The sequence below is a fragment of the Pseudomonas agarici genome, from assembly GCF_001543125.1.
In the GTDB taxonomy this organism is placed as follows: domain Bacteria; phylum Pseudomonadota; class Gammaproteobacteria; order Pseudomonadales; family Pseudomonadaceae; genus Aquipseudomonas; species Aquipseudomonas agarici.
Window position 1 is genome coordinate 2,430,658 of the sequence record NZ_CP014135.1, and the last position, 19,978, is coordinate 2,450,635.

Genomic DNA, 19,978 nt, shown 5'->3' on the forward strand with positions numbered 1-19,978 from the left:
CCACTTGAGTAGGGGAGCGATCATCCTGCTTGCACGTCAGTCACTTAGGCCCGAGCATGTGCACCAGCTTGTCAGCCGACGGTGCTCCCTGCTGCTGTTGCAGGTCGCCGTTGTCGTCGAGGTAGAAGATCGATGGCGTGGCCGATAATTCCAGCTCTTCCATCAACTCCATATTGGCATCGAGCTTGGCCTGGATTTCTTTCGGAATACTCGCCAGCGGCTTGAGCGAACTGCCCTTGCCGGCCTTTTCATGGTCGTGCAGGGCCAGTTGTGAGTCCTTGGCGGTAAACAGGGCGGCGGCCTTGGCCGCGCTGTCTTCGCGGATGATTCCGACCATGATGTGCCGCAACTGCACCTTGCCGGCATCGACCCACGGCCTTGCCTGCTCCCAGAACATGTTGCAGTACGGGCAATTCGGGTCACTGAACAGATAGACAATGCGCGGCGCATCCGGCTTGCCGTCCTCGATCCAGTTGCTCTTCTCCATCTGGCCCCAGACCTGCTTGGCCATTGGCGCATAGACTAGCTTGTGCAACGGCGCTTGACTCAGGTCTTTACCCTCGGTGTCATACAGGTTGCCGGCGATCACATGCTTGCCATTGGGCGTCAAATACAGGGCCATGCCACGGTTCTGATACTGCGCGGCATATCCACGCAGGCCGTCAGGGGCGTCGAAGCTGCCAATGATCTTGGCGCCCTTGGCTTCGATACTCTTGATCGGCGCAGGCAGCTCTTCTGCCTGTGACACGGGCACCTGCAACAGCCACGCGCCAAAGGCGGTGCTCAGACTCCGGTTCAACAGGCGGCGGTAGAAGGACATAGCGGTTTCCTTGCTAGGGCCGGAGAGGCCGTATTGGATGGGACAGGGCCGAAGTTTTCCAAGGCCCGGGCCAGGCTGGCCTCGGATAGTTCGCCCAGGTGACTGCCGAGCAGACGGCCTTTGGCGTTGTAAAAAAGCGTAGTGGGCAAGGCCATGGACCCGACGGTCTGGGCCAGTTGGCCGGTGCCGTCGAACAGGATATTGTCGAGATTCAGGCCTTGGGTCATGAGAAAAGTCGCCACGCTTTGGATGCTTTCGGCCTGGTTGACGAACAGAAAGGTCACGTCCTGGCGTTGCCGTTGGGCCTTTTGCAGCACCGGCATTTCCCGGCGGCACGGCGGGCACCAGGTGGCCCAGAGATTGATCACCAGCGGCCCACCCGCGTAGTCGGTCAAATGTACGGTCTGCCCTTGGGCATTGAGCAGGGTGATGTCCGGCAGGCGCGAGCCTTGCTCGTAGAGGGTGGTCGATAAGGTCGCCAGCAGCCAGAAGGCGATCCCGCTGCCCAGGCCCACGCCTAACGGCTTGCGAAGTGCCGGGCGCCGCCAGCCCCAGGCCACGGCACCGATCAGCAGCGCCAGCAGGCCGGGCCAGAGCAGGAAGCCGCCGTCGCGGATGTCGAGGATCTGCAGCGGGTCGTTGCGAAAGTAGCTCCAATAGGCAATCACGAAACTGCCCCGGGCTACCAGCATCGCTAGCAGGAACAGACCGAACAGCACTGACTCCGGGTTGTCGCCGCCGTGCCTGGCCACCCGCCAGCCGACCAGCGTCGCCAGGGCGAGGGCCAGCAGCAACAGCAGGTGGTTGATCGAGAGGGCGAAGGTACCGAGAGTCAAGGTAAGCATTTAGCGGGCGTCTCGTGTGTTGTGCCAGTTTTGCAGGAACGCGCTGACGTCGACTTCACCGGTGATGCGGCTGGAGCGCTGCTCGACGCCTTCGGGGGTTATCCACAGCAGGGTCGGTGGACCGGGCACTTCAAAGCGACCGAGCAGTTCGCGGCTGGCGCCAGTGTCGGCGGTCACGTCCAGGCGCACTAGGCGTACATCGCGCAGGGCATCGATCACTTCGGCCTTGGCGAATACCTGTTTCTCCATGATCTTGCACGACACGCACCAGTCCGCGTAATAGTCCACCAGTACCCACTGGCCCTGGGCCTTGGCACTGTCCAGTTCGCGTTGCAGGGCTGCCGGGTCGTTGACTGTGACAAAAGCGTCATGGCTGGCTCCCGTGCTGCCGCCTGCCGTGGAACCGGTGTACACCTGTAACGGTCGCCATGGATCGCTGCCGCCGCCTGCGGCACCGATCACCAACAGCGTGCCCCAGAGACCCAGCAGCAAGCAGCTACAACGGGCGATCAAGGCGGCACGCCCTGGTTGGTGCGACAGCCGCCAGGCACAGCATGCGACGATCAACGCCAGCGCGCCCCAGAGGCCGACCCACAATGACTCGTCGAGCACCGGGCGAACCATCAGGATCGCGGTGCCAAGGAACAGGAAGCCGAATATCGCCTTGACCCGATCCATCCAGGCTCCCGGCTTGGGCAGGAAGCGATTGCCCACGGTCACCAACAGCAACAGCGGCAGGCCCATGCCGATGCCGAGGCTGAACAGGACCAGGCCGCCGAACAGCAGGTTGCCGCTCTGGGCGATATACAACAAGGCACCGGCCAGCGGTGCGGTCATGCACGGTCCGACCAGCAGTCCGGACAGCGCACCGATGATTCCCGCGCCCACCAGGCTACCGCCCTGGCGTCCTTGGCCGGCACGCTCCAGGCGGTCGCGCAGGGCCGCGGGCAGTTGCAGTTCGAAAAAACCGAACATTGGCAACGCCAGGACCACGAACAGCGCCGCGAAGCTGCCCAACAACCAGGGTTGTTGCAGAAAGGCCTGCAGGTTGCCGCCCAGCAAGGCCGCGATCACACCGAGAGCGGCATACACCAGCGCCATGCTGACCACGTAGCTGCCCGCCAGGGCAAAGCCGCGTCGCGGGCTGGCGCCGCTGCCGACCACCAGGCCGGCGAGAATCGGCAGCATGGGCAGCGTGCAAGGGGTAAAGGCCAGCAACAGGCCCAGGCCGAAGAAGACCAGCAGGCTCCAGCCCAATGCGTGTTCACTCAGGCGGTTGGCCAGAGATTGGTCTTGCGCCTGCCCAACCACCGGCTGGGCAGCTGCTCCTCCCAGATCGAGCACCTGGCTTTGCGGTGGATAACACAGTCCGGCATCCGCACAGCCTTGCCAGCCAACGGTGACTTGACCGCTGGCGCCGGCCGGAATCAGCAGTTCCAGTTCGTTGCGATAAATCGGCTGTTCGCCGAAGAACTCGTCGCTGTGGGACTGCGCTTGAGGCAGTACGGGACGCTGTGCCGGGTCCAGTCCTTCGAACTTCAGGCGTTTTTGATACAGGTAATAATTATCGGCAATCTGCCAGTACAGCCGGGTCTGGCCGGATTCGAGCTTCTCGGAGCTGAAGGCGAACGCCTGGCCGACAGGCAGGAATTCGTTTTTCTTGACCGCAAAGGGATCGTTGCCGGCTTGGACCAGCCCGGCAAACAGCAGAAAAATCAGGGTGAATAACCAACGCATGAAAAAACCTTAATGCAAGAAGCTATCCGAGCAAGTGTGCCGGGCAGCGATTAACCGATTATTAACCCATGCAGCCGCCGAGTGCATACATTCTAAACCGGTGCCGGAGAAGCGTGTGGCCGAGTCGCTCGCCAGGGAACTCACAGTTACCTATCCTTGGCTCATTGGCGACATAATCGTGGCTTAATCCATTTGTGTTCCGATGGATATATTTGCACAGGTATTCCCATGCACGTACTGGTTTGCGAAGACGACGAGTTGATTGCCAGCGGCATCGTTGCCGGACTGACTGCCCAAGGTATGATAGTGGAGCACGTGGCCACGGCATCTGCCGCGCGGGCCATGTTGCGCGCGGCAACGTTCGACGTGATGGTGCTCGATCTGGGGCTGCCCGACGAAGACGGTCTGAAATTGCTCACCCAGTTGCGCGGCAAGGGCGTGGAACTGCCAGTGCTGATCCTCACCGCCCGCGATTCGGTGAGCGACCGGGTCGACGGTCTGCAGGCCGGTGCCGACGACTACCTGCTCAAGCCGTTTGACTTGCGCGAGCTCTTCGCTCGCCTGCAGACGTTGCTGCGACGGGTGGCCGGGCGCAGTGTCAACGTGATCGAGCATGGTCCGCTGAGCTACGACCCGAGTAACCGGATCACCACCTTGAACGGCCAGCCAGTGGACCTCTCGCGGCGCGAGCAGGCGCTGTTGCAGACGTTGCTGCACAACCCTGGCCGGGTCCTCTCCAGCGACCAGTTGAAAGACAGCGTCTATGGCTTCAACGACGAACTGGAAAGTAATGCCCTGAATGTGCATATCCATCATTTGCGCCGCAAGCTGGGCAATGGCATCGTCGAAACCGTGCGTGGCCTGGGTTATCGCCTGGGCCACGCGGGTGGCGCGGAGCTGTAGGCATGATGAGCCTGCGCCTGCGCCTGAGCTTGACCATCGGCTCGGCATTCATCCTGATTTGGGCCTTGGCCGCGACCTGGATGCTCAGCGACCTGCGTCTGCAGATGATGTTTTCCCTCGACCAGCGCCTGGTGGCTTCGGCGCGAATGGTGGCCGGGCTGCTGGAGCAATTGCCGCCGATGTCGGGTCAGGACGGGGGCACGCATTTCAGCTCCGAACAGTTGAATATCAGCGGTGGGATGGCCTGCCAGGTCAGTTCCCTGCGCGGAGAGGTTCTGGCCAGCAGTCATAACAATCCCGAACAAGCCCTGGAAGCCCAGAATATCGGTTTCCATGACCAGATAATCGATGGCGCGCCCTGGCGCACTTTCACCTTGGTGCGTGGCGATATGCACATCACCACCGCCGATCGCCAGGTCGAGCGCGAGGCCTTGAACCTGTCGGTGTTGCTGGCTGCCTCGGTGCCGGTTGGCGTCGCTTTGCTCGGCTGTCTGTGCTTGCTCTGGCTGGGGATCGGCCAGGGATTGACGCCGCTCAATCGCATGCGTGACGCGCTGATGCGGCGTAGCCCCGACTCCCTCGAACCCTTACGGGTACAACCGCTGCCCCGCGAGTTACAGCCGTTGCTCGACACCCAGAACCAGTTGCTCCAGCGCGTCGGCAAGGCCATCGAGCGCGAGCGACGCCTGACGGGTGACGCAGCCCACGAGTTGCGTAGCCCGCTGACCGCGATCAAGACCCATCTGCAGGTGGCGCGCATGACCGAAGGCGCCGCTCGCGATCAATCCCTGGCGCATGCCGAGGCCGGTGCCGACCGCCTGCACCGAACCCTGGAACAGTTGCTGTTGTTGGCGCGGGTCGAAGGCAGCCTGTCCTTCGACGATGGCGTGCAGTGTACCGCCGAGCAGGTAGCGCGCCTGGCGATCCAGGATTCGGCCGATGACGACCGCCAGCGGATCGAACTGCATTTGTCGGAGCATTGCTCAGCCGCGCCGTTGGAAATGCCCTCGACCCTGTCCATTGCCGCCTTGCGCAACCTGTTGGACAACGCCTTGCGCCACACGCCGGGAGATGCTCCCGTGGAGCTCACGGTCACTAGTATCGGCCATCGCGTGCATTTCGTGGTTCGCGACCACGGTCCGGGAATCCCCGAGGATGATTTGCAGCACCTGACGCAACGCTTCTGGCGCAATGGCAAGAGCACCGGCTGCGGCCTGGGGTTGGCGATTGTCCAGGCGATCGTCCAGCGCTGCGACTGCGTCTTGCATTTCGACAGCCAGCCCGACGGCCTGCGGGTCGAGTTGATCATGCCGCTGCAGGCAGTGTGACGCACAGCGCCGGACAAATCCCGCTAGCACAAGCCGCTCGCCCATCTACCTCATGGGCGGTGCGCTGGCGCGGGTTTTTTTCGTGGACGGACGGGCGATTCCGCCACACACATTTCTCGTTCGAGCGCGGGCGGGTGTAAATCCCCTCGACGCTGGTGCGTTTCCAGAACATGAAACCCGTGCGTGCAGGCGGGTAGAGGTTTGGGTCATCACACCTGTGTATTGAGGGATCGAGAGATGTCAGTCGCTACCAGCCTTATCGAAGATCAGCCGGCCCGGATCAGCCCTGTATCGGTTGAAACGCTTTATCAGTTCGACGAGTCGCCGTTGCTGGCCCGGCAGAACCGTCAGGAATCCAATGCCCGAAGCTACCCTCGACGCATCCCGCTGGCGCTCAAGCGGGCCAGCGGGCTGTATGTCGAAGACGTCGAGGGTCGACGTTTCATCGATTGCCTGGCGGGCGCCGGGACCCTGGCGCTGGGGCATAACCACCCGGTGGTGATCGAGGCGATCCAGCAGGTATTGATCGATGAGCTGCCACTGCACACCCTCGACCTGACCACACCGGTCAAGGACCGGTTTGTCCAGGACCTGTTCGGCGTGTTGCCCAAGGCCCTGGCCAACGAGGCGAAGATTCAGTTCTGCGGTCCGACCGGCACCGATGCAGTGGAGGCGGCCCTCAAGCTGGTGCGCAGCGCCACGGCCCGCAGTACCGTTTTGTCGTTCCAGGGCGCCTATCATGGCATGAGTCAGGGTGCGTTGAGCCTGATGGGCAGCTTGGGGCCAAAAAAGCCGCTGGGCGCGCTGTTGGGCAGTGGCGTGCAGTTCCTGCCTTATCCTTACGATTATCGCTGCCCGTTCGGCCTCGGCGGCGCGCAGGGCGTGAAGGTCAATCTGCATTATCTGGAAAACCTGCTGCACGACCCCGAAGGCGGCGTGCCGTTGCCGGCAGCAATCATTGTCGAGGCGGTGCAGGGCGAGGGCGGCATGATCCCGGCGGATCTCGATTGGTTGCGCGGCCTGCGGCGGATCACCGAAAAAGCCGGCGTGGCACTGATTGTCGATGAAATCCAGAGCGGTTTTGGCCGTACCGGCAAGATGTTCGCTTTTGAGCATGCGGGCATCATTCCGGACGTGGTGGTGATGTCCAAGGCCATTGGCGGCAGCCTGCCCCTGGCGGTGATGGTCTATCGCGACTGGCTCGACACCTGGGCTCCGGGCGCTCATGCCGGAACGTTCCGAGGCAATCAGATGGCCATGGCCGCCGGCTCGGCGGTGATGCGTTATCTCACGGAGCATGATCTGCCAGCCCACGCGGCGGCCATGGGCGAGCGCCTTGGCGAGCATCTGCGCCTGCTGCAGTGCGACTTTCCGCACCTGGGGGATATTCGCGGCCGTGGCCTGATGATGGGCGTCGAACTGGTCGACCCCAACGGCACCCCGGATGCCCAGGGCCATCCGCCGGCGCTGCCTCGCCTGGCGCCGCTGATTCAGCGCGAGTGCCTCAGGCGCGGGCTGATCCTCGAACTGGGCGGGCGTCACGGCGGCGTGGTGCGCTTCCTGCCGCCGTTGGTGATCACCGCCGCTCAGGTCGACGAAGTGGCGCGGATTTTTGGCCGGGCGGTGGCCGCTGCGGTGGCCATGCTCTAATTTTTCGGCGGCGGCGAACGTTTTCATCTACACGAGTGCTGTGCGACGGGTGCAGCCTCAATCCACTCTCACGGAGAACCGCAATGACTTCAGTATTTGACCGCGACGATATTCTTTTCCAAGTGGTGGTCAACCACGAGGAGCAGTATTCCATCTGGCCGGACTACAAGGCGATTCCCAACGGCTGGCGCACCGTGGGTAAAAGCGGTTTCAAGAAGGAGTGCCTGGAATATATCGAAGAGGTCTGGACCGATATGCGCCCGCTGAGCCTGCGCCAGAAGATGGATGCCCAGGCCCTGGCCGGCTGAAAGTCGGCCCCGTTCCGCACGGCGGGTCGGGGCCGGTTCTCAGAAGTCGAAGGAGGCACTATAGGGAGTCAGGCTTACATACTGAATCAAATCACGGTTCAGGTTGTCCTGACTGTCGAACAGTCTGGTTTCGTCGTAGCCCCAGCGTGCGTGGTTGATGTACAACTTGCCGGCTGGGTTGCGCCGGATAGGTGTCACCGTCAACGAGCGATCTCTTGAACGATTGATGAGTACCGGGCCGTTGGCTGTCTCATCGAAGAGAAACATGCCGGGCCGATTGAGTTGCGGATGGGTGTCGAGCCTGGGCGTGGTGGGAATAGGAATCACCCCAGGGATTTCAGCGGCCTGTACGTAACCCGCGCCCTTGAGTCCCCAGACCAGATCCGCGAGGCTGTGGTATTGCACGCCGTTGAGCAGGGTGACGCCTTGCGGCAGGGAGTATTTGCCGTCATGTACTTCGATGGGCGTCTCCACATAGTGCTCTTCATCTAGGCGGTAGCTTTTCTGCACAAGTATGAATTTGTCGCCCTGTCTTTCTACCAGGAAGCTGGATTCAACCTCCCGCCAGTCCAGACAGCTTCTTGGGTCCTGCGCAACCCGCTGCCCGGGGGCCGAATCAGTGTTGACCTCCAGTACCAGATCGGTACGGACATACTCATTACGATCATAAAAGCGCCCCACGTAGCCGGGATCGCGGTCTAGCTTTGGACTGGTCTGCGGTCCTATGGCGACAGTCCGCAGGCTTGACACCCCTTGCAGTTGCGCAATGCCCGGCACTCCCCTGACGTTGCCCGCGTGGACGTCGAGCACCAGCGCCAACCATTTGTGGGCGCCGTGGTGTTGTTGATCGTTGTCGATGATTGTGTGGGCGATGTAGTTGAAAGTCGGCACATTGTGCTTCTGTTGCTGTTTTCTGTAGCTGGCGGCCATGTCGAGTGCCTGGACCTTGATGCCGTGCTCACGCGCACTGATCAGCAGGCGTTGCAGTGAGTATTCATTGGTCAGGCCCAGCGCTTGTCGCGAATCTTCGGCGGCAAGGGTCGTTTCAAAAGCCTTGGGCATGATGCCCGTGGCATAAAAATCGTCGATAAAAGGCTGGTCCAGATCTGTCAGAAGGTTTTGCACATAGAGTTTTTCAACCTTGAGTGTCGCCAGGGTCTGCATATTGTCGAGCAAAAGCTTCCTGGCGGTGATTGATCCCGGCTCAGTCCCCAGTACCAGCCCATCATGCCCTTCATAGAGGCTTTCAAGGACTCGCGACTCGCTGCTGTCGGCTGGCGACTGGAGCGCTCGCGGATTAGCATGGCGGCTGGCGTAGTGCCGCCGGAAAAACCTCTCGCTGGTGCCGTTCAGGCGCTCCTCGCGTCGCAGGAAGTCATCGATGATCATCTCGTCCGTGGCTCGCTCGTCAATTCCGAAGTGGGTTCTGCGCACAATCTCTTCCGGGCTGCGAATTCGAACTTGCAGTGCGTTTCGGTATTGGAGAGGTATTTCAAGGGCTTCTCGCCATGGCACCTTCACGGACAACTTCAGGTCGGAGCGGACCAGGCGCATTGGATCGTCCGCGTTGAGCGGCGGCACAGGGATCGCGCGCATGGCGGGTCCGCTCATGACATCTTCGGCCTCCAGTCCTACTACGCCTTGTAGTCGGTTCAGGCCCGGCGTGGTTTTAGGCGCATAGCCAGTGGCGTGATGAATATTCACCAGGGCCAGCCACCGGCCCTGGCGACCACTCGATCGATCGGCCTCGATGAGGCGATGGGCATGGTAGCTCAGGGCCGTTGCTCGATTGAACATGCCATCATGGGGCACACCGTGGGAGTAACTCGCGGCACAATCGAGCGCTTGTACCCGAATGCCCTGGGCCCGTGCCGTGCTGATCAGGTTGTAGTAACTGCAGGCGCCCGGTGCTGCATGGGCGTAGTCGCCGTCGAGTATTCGCAGATAGCTGTCCAGGGAACTGCTCAGGATCCCGGTGTTATGGAGGGTATCCAAGTGGACTTGTTCGACGTCTGTTCTCAGGCGTTCCACGTAGAGCGTCCTGACCCCGTGTTCAGCCAATGTCGCCATGTTCGTGACCAGGAACAGCCTGGCGCCTGAAGCGGCATGGTTTTCGCCAATGATCAGCCCTTCGCTGTGTCGGTAGAGTGTCTCGATCAGCACCCGTTCGTTCGCCTCCGGATGCAGTTTAGGCACAGGCGGGCGATCGGGCATCTTGTGGTCTTTGAAGTAGCTCTCGGCATCGTTCAACAACCGTGATCGGTATTGCAGGAGTGGGTGGTGGCTGGTGATTTGCTCGGGATGTCCACCCTCCGTCGCGGAGCTTCTTGCCGGTAGCTGATACTGGCGCAATGCGCCGGCAATGCCGCTTTCTCTCCAGATGTCGCTGCCTTCGACCCGGTACAAGGCCGGGCCGGAGGGCAGATGTTCTTCCCTGGCCTGGACGCGGTAGGCTGCGGCGCTTTCATCATAGCGGACCATAACGATCTGGCCATCATCGAGGTTGACGAACCTGCGCTGCTGGGCCACGCGAAAGCCGTCGCTGTCGGGCGGCGGTAGGCCTTTGGGCGCGGGCCTGGCGTAGGCACTCAAGGGCCGGCCCGACGGCAGGCGATTGGCGACGGCGCTGGCGATACTGCTGATGGTCACCGGGACCGGATCGGGGAGTTGCACCCTGACAGCCGCTGCTGACGTAGTGGACGGAAGATTCGCGGCCACACCTGGCAGCACCGGGTGGGCGGTGCCGGGACGGCGACTGGGTATCGCCGGGTTGCTGTCGGGCGCTCTGATGGTCGATGTGTCGGCTCGGCCGGTGCTTGATGTGCCAGGGCGAATGGGCGTCTTGGGGGACATGGTGGAATCCTTTCATTGATTGCCGGACGGCCATCGGGGCGTCGTGCACCTCGGGCTGGCGCTGTCCGTTTAGCGAGGTGTATGGATAAACAGGTCCGTGGGGTCCACGAGGGTCGCTTGGACGTTGTCCGTGCGCCACTGGTGCCTCAGCGTGTCGTAGATGAGCGCGTCGTAGGCCGCCTGTGGTCTTGCACTGGAATCTGACGCACTGCTCACCCTCAATCCTCTGACCCTGACGCGACTGCTGGCCAGCTCGCCGTGCGCCTGATGCTGTTCGATGCGCCGTGTTATGGCCTCGATATTGGTGTGGGCGCGGGCGTTCAGTTCATGCAACAAGAGTTGATCGAATATCCGATCGACCTCATAGCGGTCGCCGGAGGTCAGGACGATGTGAATCAGGTCCAAAGGTTGCCTGGGATCGTCGTCGGCGGGCAGCAGTACACGGATATTGCCGATCCATAGCTGTTGGGGGGTGAGCTTGATATCGCCGCGCGTCATGATCTGGGCGCTGGCCTGGGTATGGATGTACCAGGTCGATGCGTTGGCGGTTTTCGCCAGGGCTGCCGGTGTCGACAGGCGGATGGTCGTGCCAGCGCGAGGATAGAGTTCATAGGTTGAACTCATGCCTTCCAGGTTGTAGATCGTCGAGTCGCTGGCGGCCTTGAAGTCGACGCGTTGCGCGTGGTTTTTCAGCAGGACGTTGCGGTTTTCCGGTGAGCGGAACAGGCAGTGGCCTGTGCGTTTGTGCAACGACCCACGGCCATCGAGGGTCCTGGTGCCTGGGTTGTGGTAGTCGTCGGTATAGCTGGCGGTCGGCGCGCCGACCCGGTAAGAGCTGCCATCGCGCAGCGCCAGGACTATCCCATGGTTCAGGTCGAACCCGGCGCTATGCAGCGAGGCGCCGACATCTGTCGGCTTGCCCGTGCCCCGGACCACCCAGTCCTTGAGCGTCAGTTGGCTCTGGTCGTGGAACCGTAGGACCAGACGGGCATCGTTGTAGTCCAGATAGTTGAAGGCGCCGATGCGCCGCGTTTGCACCTGGTAATGCGCGCTGACCTGCTCGATCTCATCGCTGGCGTAGTCCAGGTAGAGCGTGGTTGATGGCCGCGTATCGTCATAGGTGATCTGGAAGGTGGTGTCCAGCGTCTCCCTGGCGAGGAAGTAGCCGCTTGTCGAGGCTCCGGGGAGCAGGTATTCGCCACCATTGACCGGCTGCGGCGCCGGTGGCAGTTGTCCGACGGTCAGCACCGTGACCTGGATATCCTGGTCGCCCGTGCCTGGTAGCGTCACCGGCAGGTTGGGCTTGAGGGTGAAGCCCTCTCGGGTGACAAACAACAGCAGGTCGTTTTGCAGTTGCCGCCCGGCGTCATTGCGATAGACATCCTTGATGGTCAAGTGGTGAGCGGGCTGTCCGCCCTTCTCGTTGGGCAACGAGGTGACGAGCAGCGCGGTGCCGACAACGCGCCAGCTCTGGATACGCTCCATGGGCCAGTCCAGTATGAGGGTGCTGGGCTCGCGCCCGTCCTCCTCGAGTGTCACGGTCCTTGCCGTCGCAGCCAGCCGGTAGTGGTCTTGGCCGGAGCCTCCGGCGACTGTACTGGCAGTGCCCTTGAGTGTGAAATAGTCGTCGCCGTCGCCACCGCTCGCCTGGTCATCGAGCCCCAACAGGGTGATGTGATTGGCCCGCGCATCGCCGGTCACGCGGCTGCTGCCCCCGGCAAGCGTCTCGACATGTTCGATGGAGGCCAGCGTGGCATAGGCGAGTGGATCGGCGTCAGCGCTATGGCGGCGCAAACCCAGCCTGCCGCTGTTCAGGTCAATCTCGTGGCCGACGAAGTGGAGGGTATGGCGTGGCGGCACTTGCCCTTGCAGCGATAGCGTATCCTGGCCGTGCGCGCCCTGTAACGTACTGAGGGCGGGCACGCCGGGGGCGCTCAAGGTTGCCTGGACCTGAAACAGAAAGGCGTCATCGTGGTCGCCGCCGATCAGGGTCTTGGCGCCAGTGGAAAACGCGAAGTAGTTGGCTTGCTGGCGTGCGCCGGTGACCTGATCGTTGCCGCCGCCTAATTGCCAGAGCACAGCTTTTTTTTCCCCAGGTGCGCCGATGATCGAGCCTGGGACTTGCTTCAGGCCCATCGCGGCATCGATGACATCATCGCCCTCGTGGATAACCGGGGTATTGACGGTCGTATAAGGCTGTTCCTCGCCCTCCCAGCGGTGTGCCCAATGTTTGACAGGCTCCAGCTCGACGTGGAAGCTGCCGTTGACGACCCCAGCGAGGGTTTCCTTCATTTCCACGTCGAGCAGCGCCCTGGCCCGGGTTTCCAGGGCGTTGCCATAGTCGACCCGGGTGCGTTCGAGCAGGTAGCGGTCCGTGACTTCACGATCCAGTGCCTGTCCGGTAAAGGCGAACCAACCCGAGCGCCAACGCTCGTTGACGGTCAGTTCGATGTAATCGTCGATATCGTCGACCTGGCGCACGGCGCTGTAGATCTTTGCGCCGACGATCAACACTGCGCACGCCATCAGACCGAGCGGGCCGGCGGAGCTGAATCCGGCGGCCGCGGCCGCGCCGAGCGCCAGCGACAAGGTGGCGCTGGCAACGCTGAAACCGGCGCCGACGTAATGGTCCATCGCTTCCTTGCCTCTGGTCTTGGCGGCATTTTTGAAGGCGGTGACCGCGCTGTGGATATCGAACGGCAGGGTCAGCACATTGCCCAGCAGGCCGGCGCTGCGACTCAGCATCAGGCCGGCGGAAGTTGCACGAAAACCCTGGAAAATCCTGCCGCCCTGGCCGAGCAGGGCTTCCCCGGTTTTCCTCAGGCCACGTTCGAGCAACACGGATGTCAGTTCGGTGGCAACGCTGCCGGCGTTCACCGCAGCGTCCGTGTAGTCGGCGCTTTTCAGCGCTTCTCTGATACCGACCAGGCCGCTGTAGATCCCATAGGCCTGCATCCCCATTCCCGCCGTGAGCGCACTGCCGCTCTTGGTCGAATCGACCCAGTCAGGAAAATTGAAAGAGACATACTTATGCGTCAGGACTTGCATGTTCTGCAGTCGGACAAGCAAATGATTGAGGTGCTTCATCAGGCTGTCGGCAAGGGGCTGTTTGCTCGTGTTGAGCAAGGGTGGAGCTTGTAACGAACGGTGCGAGGCAATTTCAAACAGCACATCGACCGAACGCTGATCGATGTCGCCCGCCATCTTCAGATGGTGGTGCAGTTCAGCCGCTTCGAATCGCAGGCCATCGATCAGCGACCTGGCGCTGTTCTCGAGCAGCGGACCGGTGCTCTCGAGAGGGCGGCCGTTGAGTCGGGCTCCCATGTCGTAGAGTTCCACGCGACTGATAACAAACGTGTCCAGGGTGATGGGTCCCAGGCGCGTGTCCAGTTCGGCGAGGCCTGCCCTTCCCTTGGCTGGTAGGGGGACATGGGGCCGTACCGACGGAGGGGCGGGCTTGCTGGACAGATTCTGTAAGGTCGAGTTTGAAACAATGTCCGAGATGACGATGCCGTCGATGGAGCGACTAACCTGTTCGGCCTTGTTGCGCATGTTTACCATGGATAAATCCTTTTATCGTGAGGTTCGAGGAAACACACGAAGGAGTATCGCCACGAGTGTTTTTGACGCTGCGGTACTTATTTGTCTTCAGTGTGCCCTTCTACGTCGGGAGGATTACCCGCGAAGTCAGGCCAGCCACGGTCAACAGATGGTGGGCGAGGCTGTCGATGCTGTCGAAACGGTTGGCGTCACTCAAATTCCATTCGGCGCGCGTGACATGGTATTGAGCGGATTCATCGCGGCTGATCAGCGTCCGCCGTATCGACCTGTCCCAAGCTCTGTGGATAATCTGGGCACCGTCGTGCGTGCGGTTGATACAAAACATGCCAGGGCGTGTCTTGGCTTGCGCTGAAGTGGGGCCGAGTCGAGGGGCCGGCAATCGCCGTGTCGCTGGCTCGGACGGCAGGTAATACCGGGATAGGAATCGAGGACGGTCGGGCGTTTTGGGTCGCGGGTAATACAGGGCGAGCAGGAAGCTTGGGCGACATGTCGTGCTCCAGGAACAAACGGTGGAAACCGCATCCCGGACCTTTCGGACAGATGCGGATCGAGTGTGAGCGACGATGACTCCAGTGGTCTGTGTGGCGGGTTTTGTTAGTCAACTTCGGTGCCACCAGCCCCTGAGGGGCATTGCTGCTCGTCGCCAAGGCGCTGATGGCATTCGAACTTGAACTAGTGAACTAACCGCACAGGCCGCTAGATACCGGGGAAAAGCGGCAGCTATTTCACGTCATCGACGTCTCAAGTTCAGGGAGAGGGGCGATAGGTCGTCTTTCCAGCTCGATCTGGGTCAGTTGCTCCAGTAAGTCGTTTTCATTCGCGGATCTGGCTGTGCTGATGGCATCAAGCTGAGTTTTTATAAAACTATCGGGAACCTGAGCGTCGACAAGAATATCTTCCGTTGTCAAGCGGTACAGTTCCATGACGCGATCAAGGCTGCTATTGAAGTTACTCTGAAGTTCTTGCAGCGTTTGCGGTGGAGCAAGCCGCCCGGCGTCCAGCAGCTCTTGTTGATGGTTGCTCAGGTCGAGCAGGGCATCCGCTTTTTCGTAAAGCGAAATCGAGTGAATGGAAAATTCATGTGCGTATTTTTTTCTTAAAAACTCTTCCCAGATATAGTCATCGGTAAAAGCGCCTGTCCAGTAGCCGGGTGTAGCCTCCAAGGCCTGTATGGTTCGATAGGCGGTATCTATATCCGCTTGAGTCAGATGGCTCATGCCAGGAAATAGCATGCTCTCCGCCTCCCAGGGCAGTTCCAGTTTGCCCGACAAACGGATGCGGTAATCCAATTCAATTTCAACATCATCCACTGCTCGTCCGAGTCCTCTGAGCCGCTCGACCTCGGCTGCCGCAATGACCTTGACCTGTTTCTGCCGTGCGGAGCCTTTTATAACGCGCATCAAGGCGGTCATATTGGATCCAGCTTCGTGAGCCAGTACGGCAGTACCCAAATCATTGAAGATAATCGTGTAGCCATCGCCGCATGTCGGTTGACGTTCCGCCAGGGAGAAAATGTTTTGCCGAAGTTCCTCGCTGTCGCCCATTGCTTCAAGCATTCTCCATACCCGCCGAGATAATCTGGCGCGCGAGGTGGGATGGGAAAAATCCCTGGAGGTTTTCATTTTATTCAGCACATAAAAAAATGTACTCGCTCCGGGCTCCTTTTGAAGATCCATAAAGAGTTGCGCTTTCTCGTTTTGCTCACCTGGTGGAACATCCAGTAGCCATGCATCAACCCTGCCCCTTGCAGGGGGGGCGTCATCAACGTCAGGGTCACCAAAATCAGAGTCGTCAATGTCGGAGTCATCAATATCTGAGTCATCAATATCTGAGTCGGAAGGTGACTCCGGTTCAGGCTCAAGCCCTAATCGACTACCCGTGCGTTGCCGGTAGTCCGCCAACCGCTCTTGCGCCGCGTCGGACAATGGGTTGTCGTGAATCAGGACACCATTATTTTCCTCGGCGCTACGGGCAGTCAGCGTTAATGGGATATCGGTAATCTGGTTACCACTCAAGTCCAGTGCGCGCAGGCTTGGTAATTCCATTGAGCCGGCTGGCCATGTGTTAATACCGGTGTTTGCCAAAGACAATTCAGTGAGGCCCCGCATGGCCCTGACATCTGGCACCTGGCCGAGCGGATTGTTCGAGAGGTTCAGTGTCCTCAATCGCCTCAGGTTGGCCAGGGCCGTGGCCATCTCCGGCGTCAGCACTATCCGGTTCGCCGATAATCTAAGTGTGGTCAGTTCCGACATTTGGCCTATGGCTTGAGGCAGCCCCGTCAGGTAGCCACTGCTCATATCCAGCCAGCGTAAATGCGCGAAGCGATTCAAAAATACATTGACTTCGGCCAAACCGGTCATTGTTTGGTTGGTCATCGCCAAGGATTCTATGTGGGCGAAGTCGGCGGTTATGGCAGGAGGGTTGCCACCATCAACGCCGGTAAGATGAAGCGTATACCCTTCACTACCGATGGGCGCCAGACGCTGACCGGGCAGCGGAGGCTGCCTACGCCAGCAACGAAGAAGTTCATTGCGTATGAACTGTCTTGCATCTGAGAGAGGGATGTAAACGTAGCCGTTTGGCAGGTTCTGCATGGTTTGATCCACGGCCCATGAGGCGAGTCGATCGTCTAACGTCTGGTACTCATGTTCGAGTTCCACCAATCGTGCATGAACCTGTGTATCGGAAACGCCTTGCAGCGAAAGGAAACGCTCCACCTCATTGTAAGGAGAGCCCGGATACAATCTCTCCATATGATTCTTCAACCCTTCCGGGCGGCAGCCGAGGACCTGTCGCGGACAGCGGTTCAAGCGGTCGTCTGTCTGATAACCGATTCTGTCGCGACTTAATCTCATGGGCGGAGCACGATCAGGCTCAAGGGCAGGCATACCAAGATCCGCGCGAATCTCTTGGCGGGACAATGGAGGCTGTTGGTGCAGCCATTGTTTTAGTTGCCAGCCTTGTCCGGTGTTTGGAAAACCCAGCGCTGCACGTTCCCGATCCGGCAAGGCGTGCAAGATTGAGGCATACAGATTATCGGGGCCATGCAGTTCCTGTTGGTCGACGGCATAGGTTTCGTAGCGGTTGTCGTCGCGTACCAGGACCTTGAGTTTTTCGGCGGGGGTATTCACGTCTCCCACGCTGTCCAACAACGGTCCGTTGAAAGCGCGGTCGCGAATTTCAATGCGTATATCCTTGGTCCACCCCGGATGGCGCTGGAGCATCCGCATAATCAAGATTTCACTGTCCGGATTGAACACTGAGTCGAGATAGATACCTTCCTGGGCCCTGGTTATGCGGGTCTCTTGCGCATAGGCGCGTGCCTCCTCGGCCATTCGCAGTGGCAGTCGTTGGGTTGAATTCAAGTGTTGCAACTCTGCCGGGGGGGCGTTGTCAATCAGTTCCAGAGCCGCTGAAGGTGGCAGTTCGGGGAATTCATTTGTGATCAACCTCACTCCTGCATGCTCGCTGGAAGCCCTCTGCTGGTAATGAGAAGTAAATAAGTTTCGTCGATGTTTTTCAGCCAGGCTTCCCAGTCTTTTCCTTAACAGGTGAAGGGGCTCAAGACGGTCCACGTCCTGGCCGAGCCAGGTTCTCTTTTCGGCGTCGCTCAATCCATCTAGAATGCGATCGAGTGATTCGGCTTTTTGAAAGTCCGTCCATTTGATATCAAATGGTTGCCCGGTACTCTGGGCGTTTGGATAGACCCGCAAGGGTCGCCCTTGATCGTCCAGCAAGCGGATTGTTTTCGATGCTGGCCAGTTCGGATCGCTGACCAGCAATTGAAGTTGCATGCTGAACTCGTCTCTGCCGATGGCGGGCGAGTTGCCGTTGTCCATTCGCACTTTAAAACGGTTGATGTCCTGATCCAGCTTCACGCGTGTCAGGCTGTCGTCCAATAATGCGGGTGGCGACTGATGATCAAGGTGAGTGCGGCGTAACGCCGACTCTGAGATATCGCTTGTTTTCATCAAACGTTCGGCCGTGCTCTCGGAAAGATTGGTCGCATCAGGGCCCAGACGTTTGAATAACTGATCTCTCTGCCATGTCATGGGCCTCTCGGACCAATGAAACCAGGCGCCTTTGGCATTAGTCTCAAAGGTTGGCTTATAGGCATCCGGGTTGTCGGGGTGCCATGCGCTGTAGTCTTGTTTGACAGGGTCGTAGTCGAGTTTATAGTGCCTTCCCTCCAGCGGCAGAATTTGTTCACCGGCATGGGTATAGATACCCCGCGAGTCAGGCTCCAACGTCCGAGGAAGATCCAGTGTGTGTTCATAGGCACTCAGGTCAGGTTTCCATAGGCGTTTTTCACCATTGGGTAAGCTGACTTTTTCCAGGTCATTGACCAGTGATGAACCTTCGAAATCATGGGCTATAATGCCACCAGCGCCAATAAGCTCTATATTGACAATGACGCCAAGGAAAGCCATGAGCGCTTCTGTTTTATCCCCTTCTTGCCATTGCTCTATGCCGTGATAAGTTTGACTCAATAGTTGTGCTGCAAATACACCGAGCATTGCGGTATTCAGGCCTGGTATAAAGGCTGCGATGACGTTAAATAGATTTAGCGACCAACTAGAGATCAGTTCTGCTCGTTCCAATCGAGACTTTTTGTCTTCGTCTCCGGTAGGAACGGCTAATACACGTGCATCGTCGACGACTTTTGAGAAATGCTGATAGACAAGAAAATCATAGGGGGCGTTGATGGCGTTTCGGGTTATTTGTAAATCCGCATCTGGATCCTCAATGCGCTTTTTGGCCAAAATATTATAAGGATAAAATTTTTCATCAAGCCTGGCAAAAAAAGCGGGTTGGATTCGCTTATCCAGGTAGGTGGCGAATTTTTTCTTGAAATCGATGCTTGATTTCAAATCTTTTTTGATGTCTTCTTTGAATAAGGTAAACGAGCTATATTCTCTGAAGGGGCGCTCGGCCTTTGATAAAAAAACCAGGCAAGGTTGGTCTTCATGATCGGCCGCGGACAGATGTTCAATGAGCAAAACGCCTTTCAAATGAGCTTTTTTATACTGCTTTGCGGTAAATATGGACTCATACAGTACCACCAAAGGGTCTGAAGACGGCAGTGTGTCGTTCTGTGTTTGTTGCTGAGGGACCGCGATATCCAACATTTCCAATCGGCAACAACGCACCGGTTTTCCTTTCCAGCGAGGCGTCTCCCCCAGGCTTATCAAAAGGTCAAAAGCGGACTGATCGATTTCTCCTTTCATAAAGGCAATATGGGCTTTTACTTGTAATTCATAGCGTTCTCTGAGTGCAGAGTCTGCGGCAAATTGACGGCGGGGCGCGCCAGTCGTGGTTTTCGGCCAATAAAAATGATTGATATGTTTTTGGTATTGTTCTCCCAAGTCAAGTTTTCGGCAAAGTCGAGCGAAATCTTGAGGGCGTATTGTCTTTTTCAGCGGAACGTTGCTTTTTCGTAATAGGGCAGAACCAGTATTGAAACCATGGGGGAGGGTCTCGAACATTTCAAAGTTCTGTAGGGCGGCCTCTAATAAGCTTTGATAAGTTATTTTTTCATTTCTTGGGGTGCTGATGGTGCCTGCGTTGATGAGATGTACATGTTTCAGTGTGTCATGTTTGACATCCAATCCGGAGCCGAACTCATCATCAAGTGCTTTTTGTAGTAAAGGCTGCGCAAATTCATCAATGCTTTGTAGATCTCTCAAGTGTTCTGTTGTTTTGTTTTTGTAAAATTGACTCTGACGAATATTTTGGCTCAGGGATCGACGTTGATCCTGTGATGCAGTGGTTATCCACTCCGGAAGTTTTTTTTTGATAAATGAATAGTTGTTTTCAATTTCTCTGGTAAAATAAGTAACATGTGTTTTTTTAGATGATGAGTTGTCCATCGTGCTACCTCGGTTGTGCTTTTGATTTATGTATGTTGCATAAATAAAGCAATGCTGCGGAGGTAAATAATTACTATTTTTCGCATGAGTTTTTTTGAAGGCG

General features: G+C 58.6%; 10 protein-coding genes. 4 read left to right on the plus strand and 6 right to left on the minus strand.

Annotated features, from left to right (window positions below):
- Positions 1–40 precede the first annotated feature (40 nt).
- Genes dsbG through dsbD form a run of 3 tightly spaced genes read right to left on the minus strand, consistent with a single transcriptional unit; the run spans position 41 to position 3,402 of the window.
- A complete protein-coding gene (gene dsbG / locus AWM79_RS10640) occupies positions 41–820 on the minus strand; it encodes a thiol:disulfide interchange protein DsbG (RefSeq protein ID WP_060782789.1) in 780 nt (259 codons plus the stop codon).
- Positions 796–1,665 carry a TlpA disulfide reductase family protein gene (locus AWM79_RS10645; protein ID WP_017131837.1) on the minus strand — a complete coding sequence of 290 codons (870 nt, stop codon included), beginning with the start codon at positions 1,663–1,665 and terminating at the stop codon, positions 796–798. Before AWM79_RS10645 ends, dsbG begins: the two co-directional genes overlap by 25 nt.
- Positions 1,666–3,402, minus strand: a complete 1,737-nt coding sequence (gene dsbD / locus AWM79_RS10650) for a protein-disulfide reductase DsbD (protein ID WP_017131838.1) — start codon at positions 3,400–3,402, stop codon at positions 1,666–1,668.
- Positions 3,403–3,630: 228 nt separating this feature from the next.
- On the opposite strand from dsbD, the gene AWM79_RS10655 reads away from it, so the two are divergent.
- The 4 genes from AWM79_RS10655 to AWM79_RS10670 all read left to right on the plus strand — a co-directional run bounded on the left by AWM79_RS10655 (position 3,631) and on the right by AWM79_RS10670 (position 7,591).
- On the plus strand, positions 3,631–4,305 hold the full coding sequence (locus AWM79_RS10655) for a response regulator (protein WP_017131839.1): 675 nt from the start codon (positions 3,631–3,633) through the stop codon (positions 4,303–4,305).
- 2 nt (positions 4,306–4,307) lie between these two features.
- Positions 4,308–5,633, plus strand: a complete 1,326-nt coding sequence (locus AWM79_RS10660) for an ATP-binding protein (protein WP_017131840.1) — start codon at positions 4,308–4,310, stop codon at positions 5,631–5,633.
- A gap of 237 nt (positions 5,634–5,870) precedes the next feature.
- A complete protein-coding gene (locus AWM79_RS10665; protein ID WP_060782790.1) occupies positions 5,871–7,283 on the plus strand; it encodes an aspartate aminotransferase family protein in 1,413 nt (470 codons plus the stop codon).
- Between the two features lie 83 nt (positions 7,284–7,366).
- Positions 7,367–7,591, plus strand: a complete 225-nt coding sequence (locus AWM79_RS10670) for an MbtH family protein (protein ID WP_017125732.1) — start codon at positions 7,367–7,369, stop codon at positions 7,589–7,591.
- A gap of 39 nt (positions 7,592–7,630) precedes the next feature.
- On the opposite strand, the gene AWM79_RS10675 is transcribed toward AWM79_RS10670, so the two are convergent.
- The 3 genes from AWM79_RS10675 to AWM79_RS10695 all read right to left on the minus strand — a co-directional run bounded on the left by AWM79_RS10675 (position 7,631) and on the right by AWM79_RS10695 (position 19,875).
- Positions 7,631–10,444, minus strand: a complete 2,814-nt coding sequence (locus AWM79_RS10675) for a membrane-targeted effector domain-containing toxin (RefSeq protein ID WP_244159634.1) — start codon at positions 10,442–10,444, stop codon at positions 7,631–7,633.
- A 69-nt stretch (positions 10,445–10,513) separates the two neighbouring features.
- On the minus strand, positions 10,514–14,005 hold the full coding sequence (locus AWM79_RS10685) for a hypothetical protein (protein ID WP_060782793.1): 3,492 nt from the start codon (positions 14,003–14,005) through the stop codon (positions 10,514–10,516).
- 725 nt (positions 14,006–14,730) lie between these two features.
- Positions 14,731–19,875: a dermonecrotic toxin domain-containing protein gene (locus tag AWM79_RS10695; RefSeq protein WP_060782794.1), complete on the minus strand. Its 5,145-nt coding sequence runs from the start codon at positions 19,873–19,875 to the stop codon at positions 14,731–14,733.
- Between the last annotated feature and the right edge of the window lie 103 nt (positions 19,876–19,978).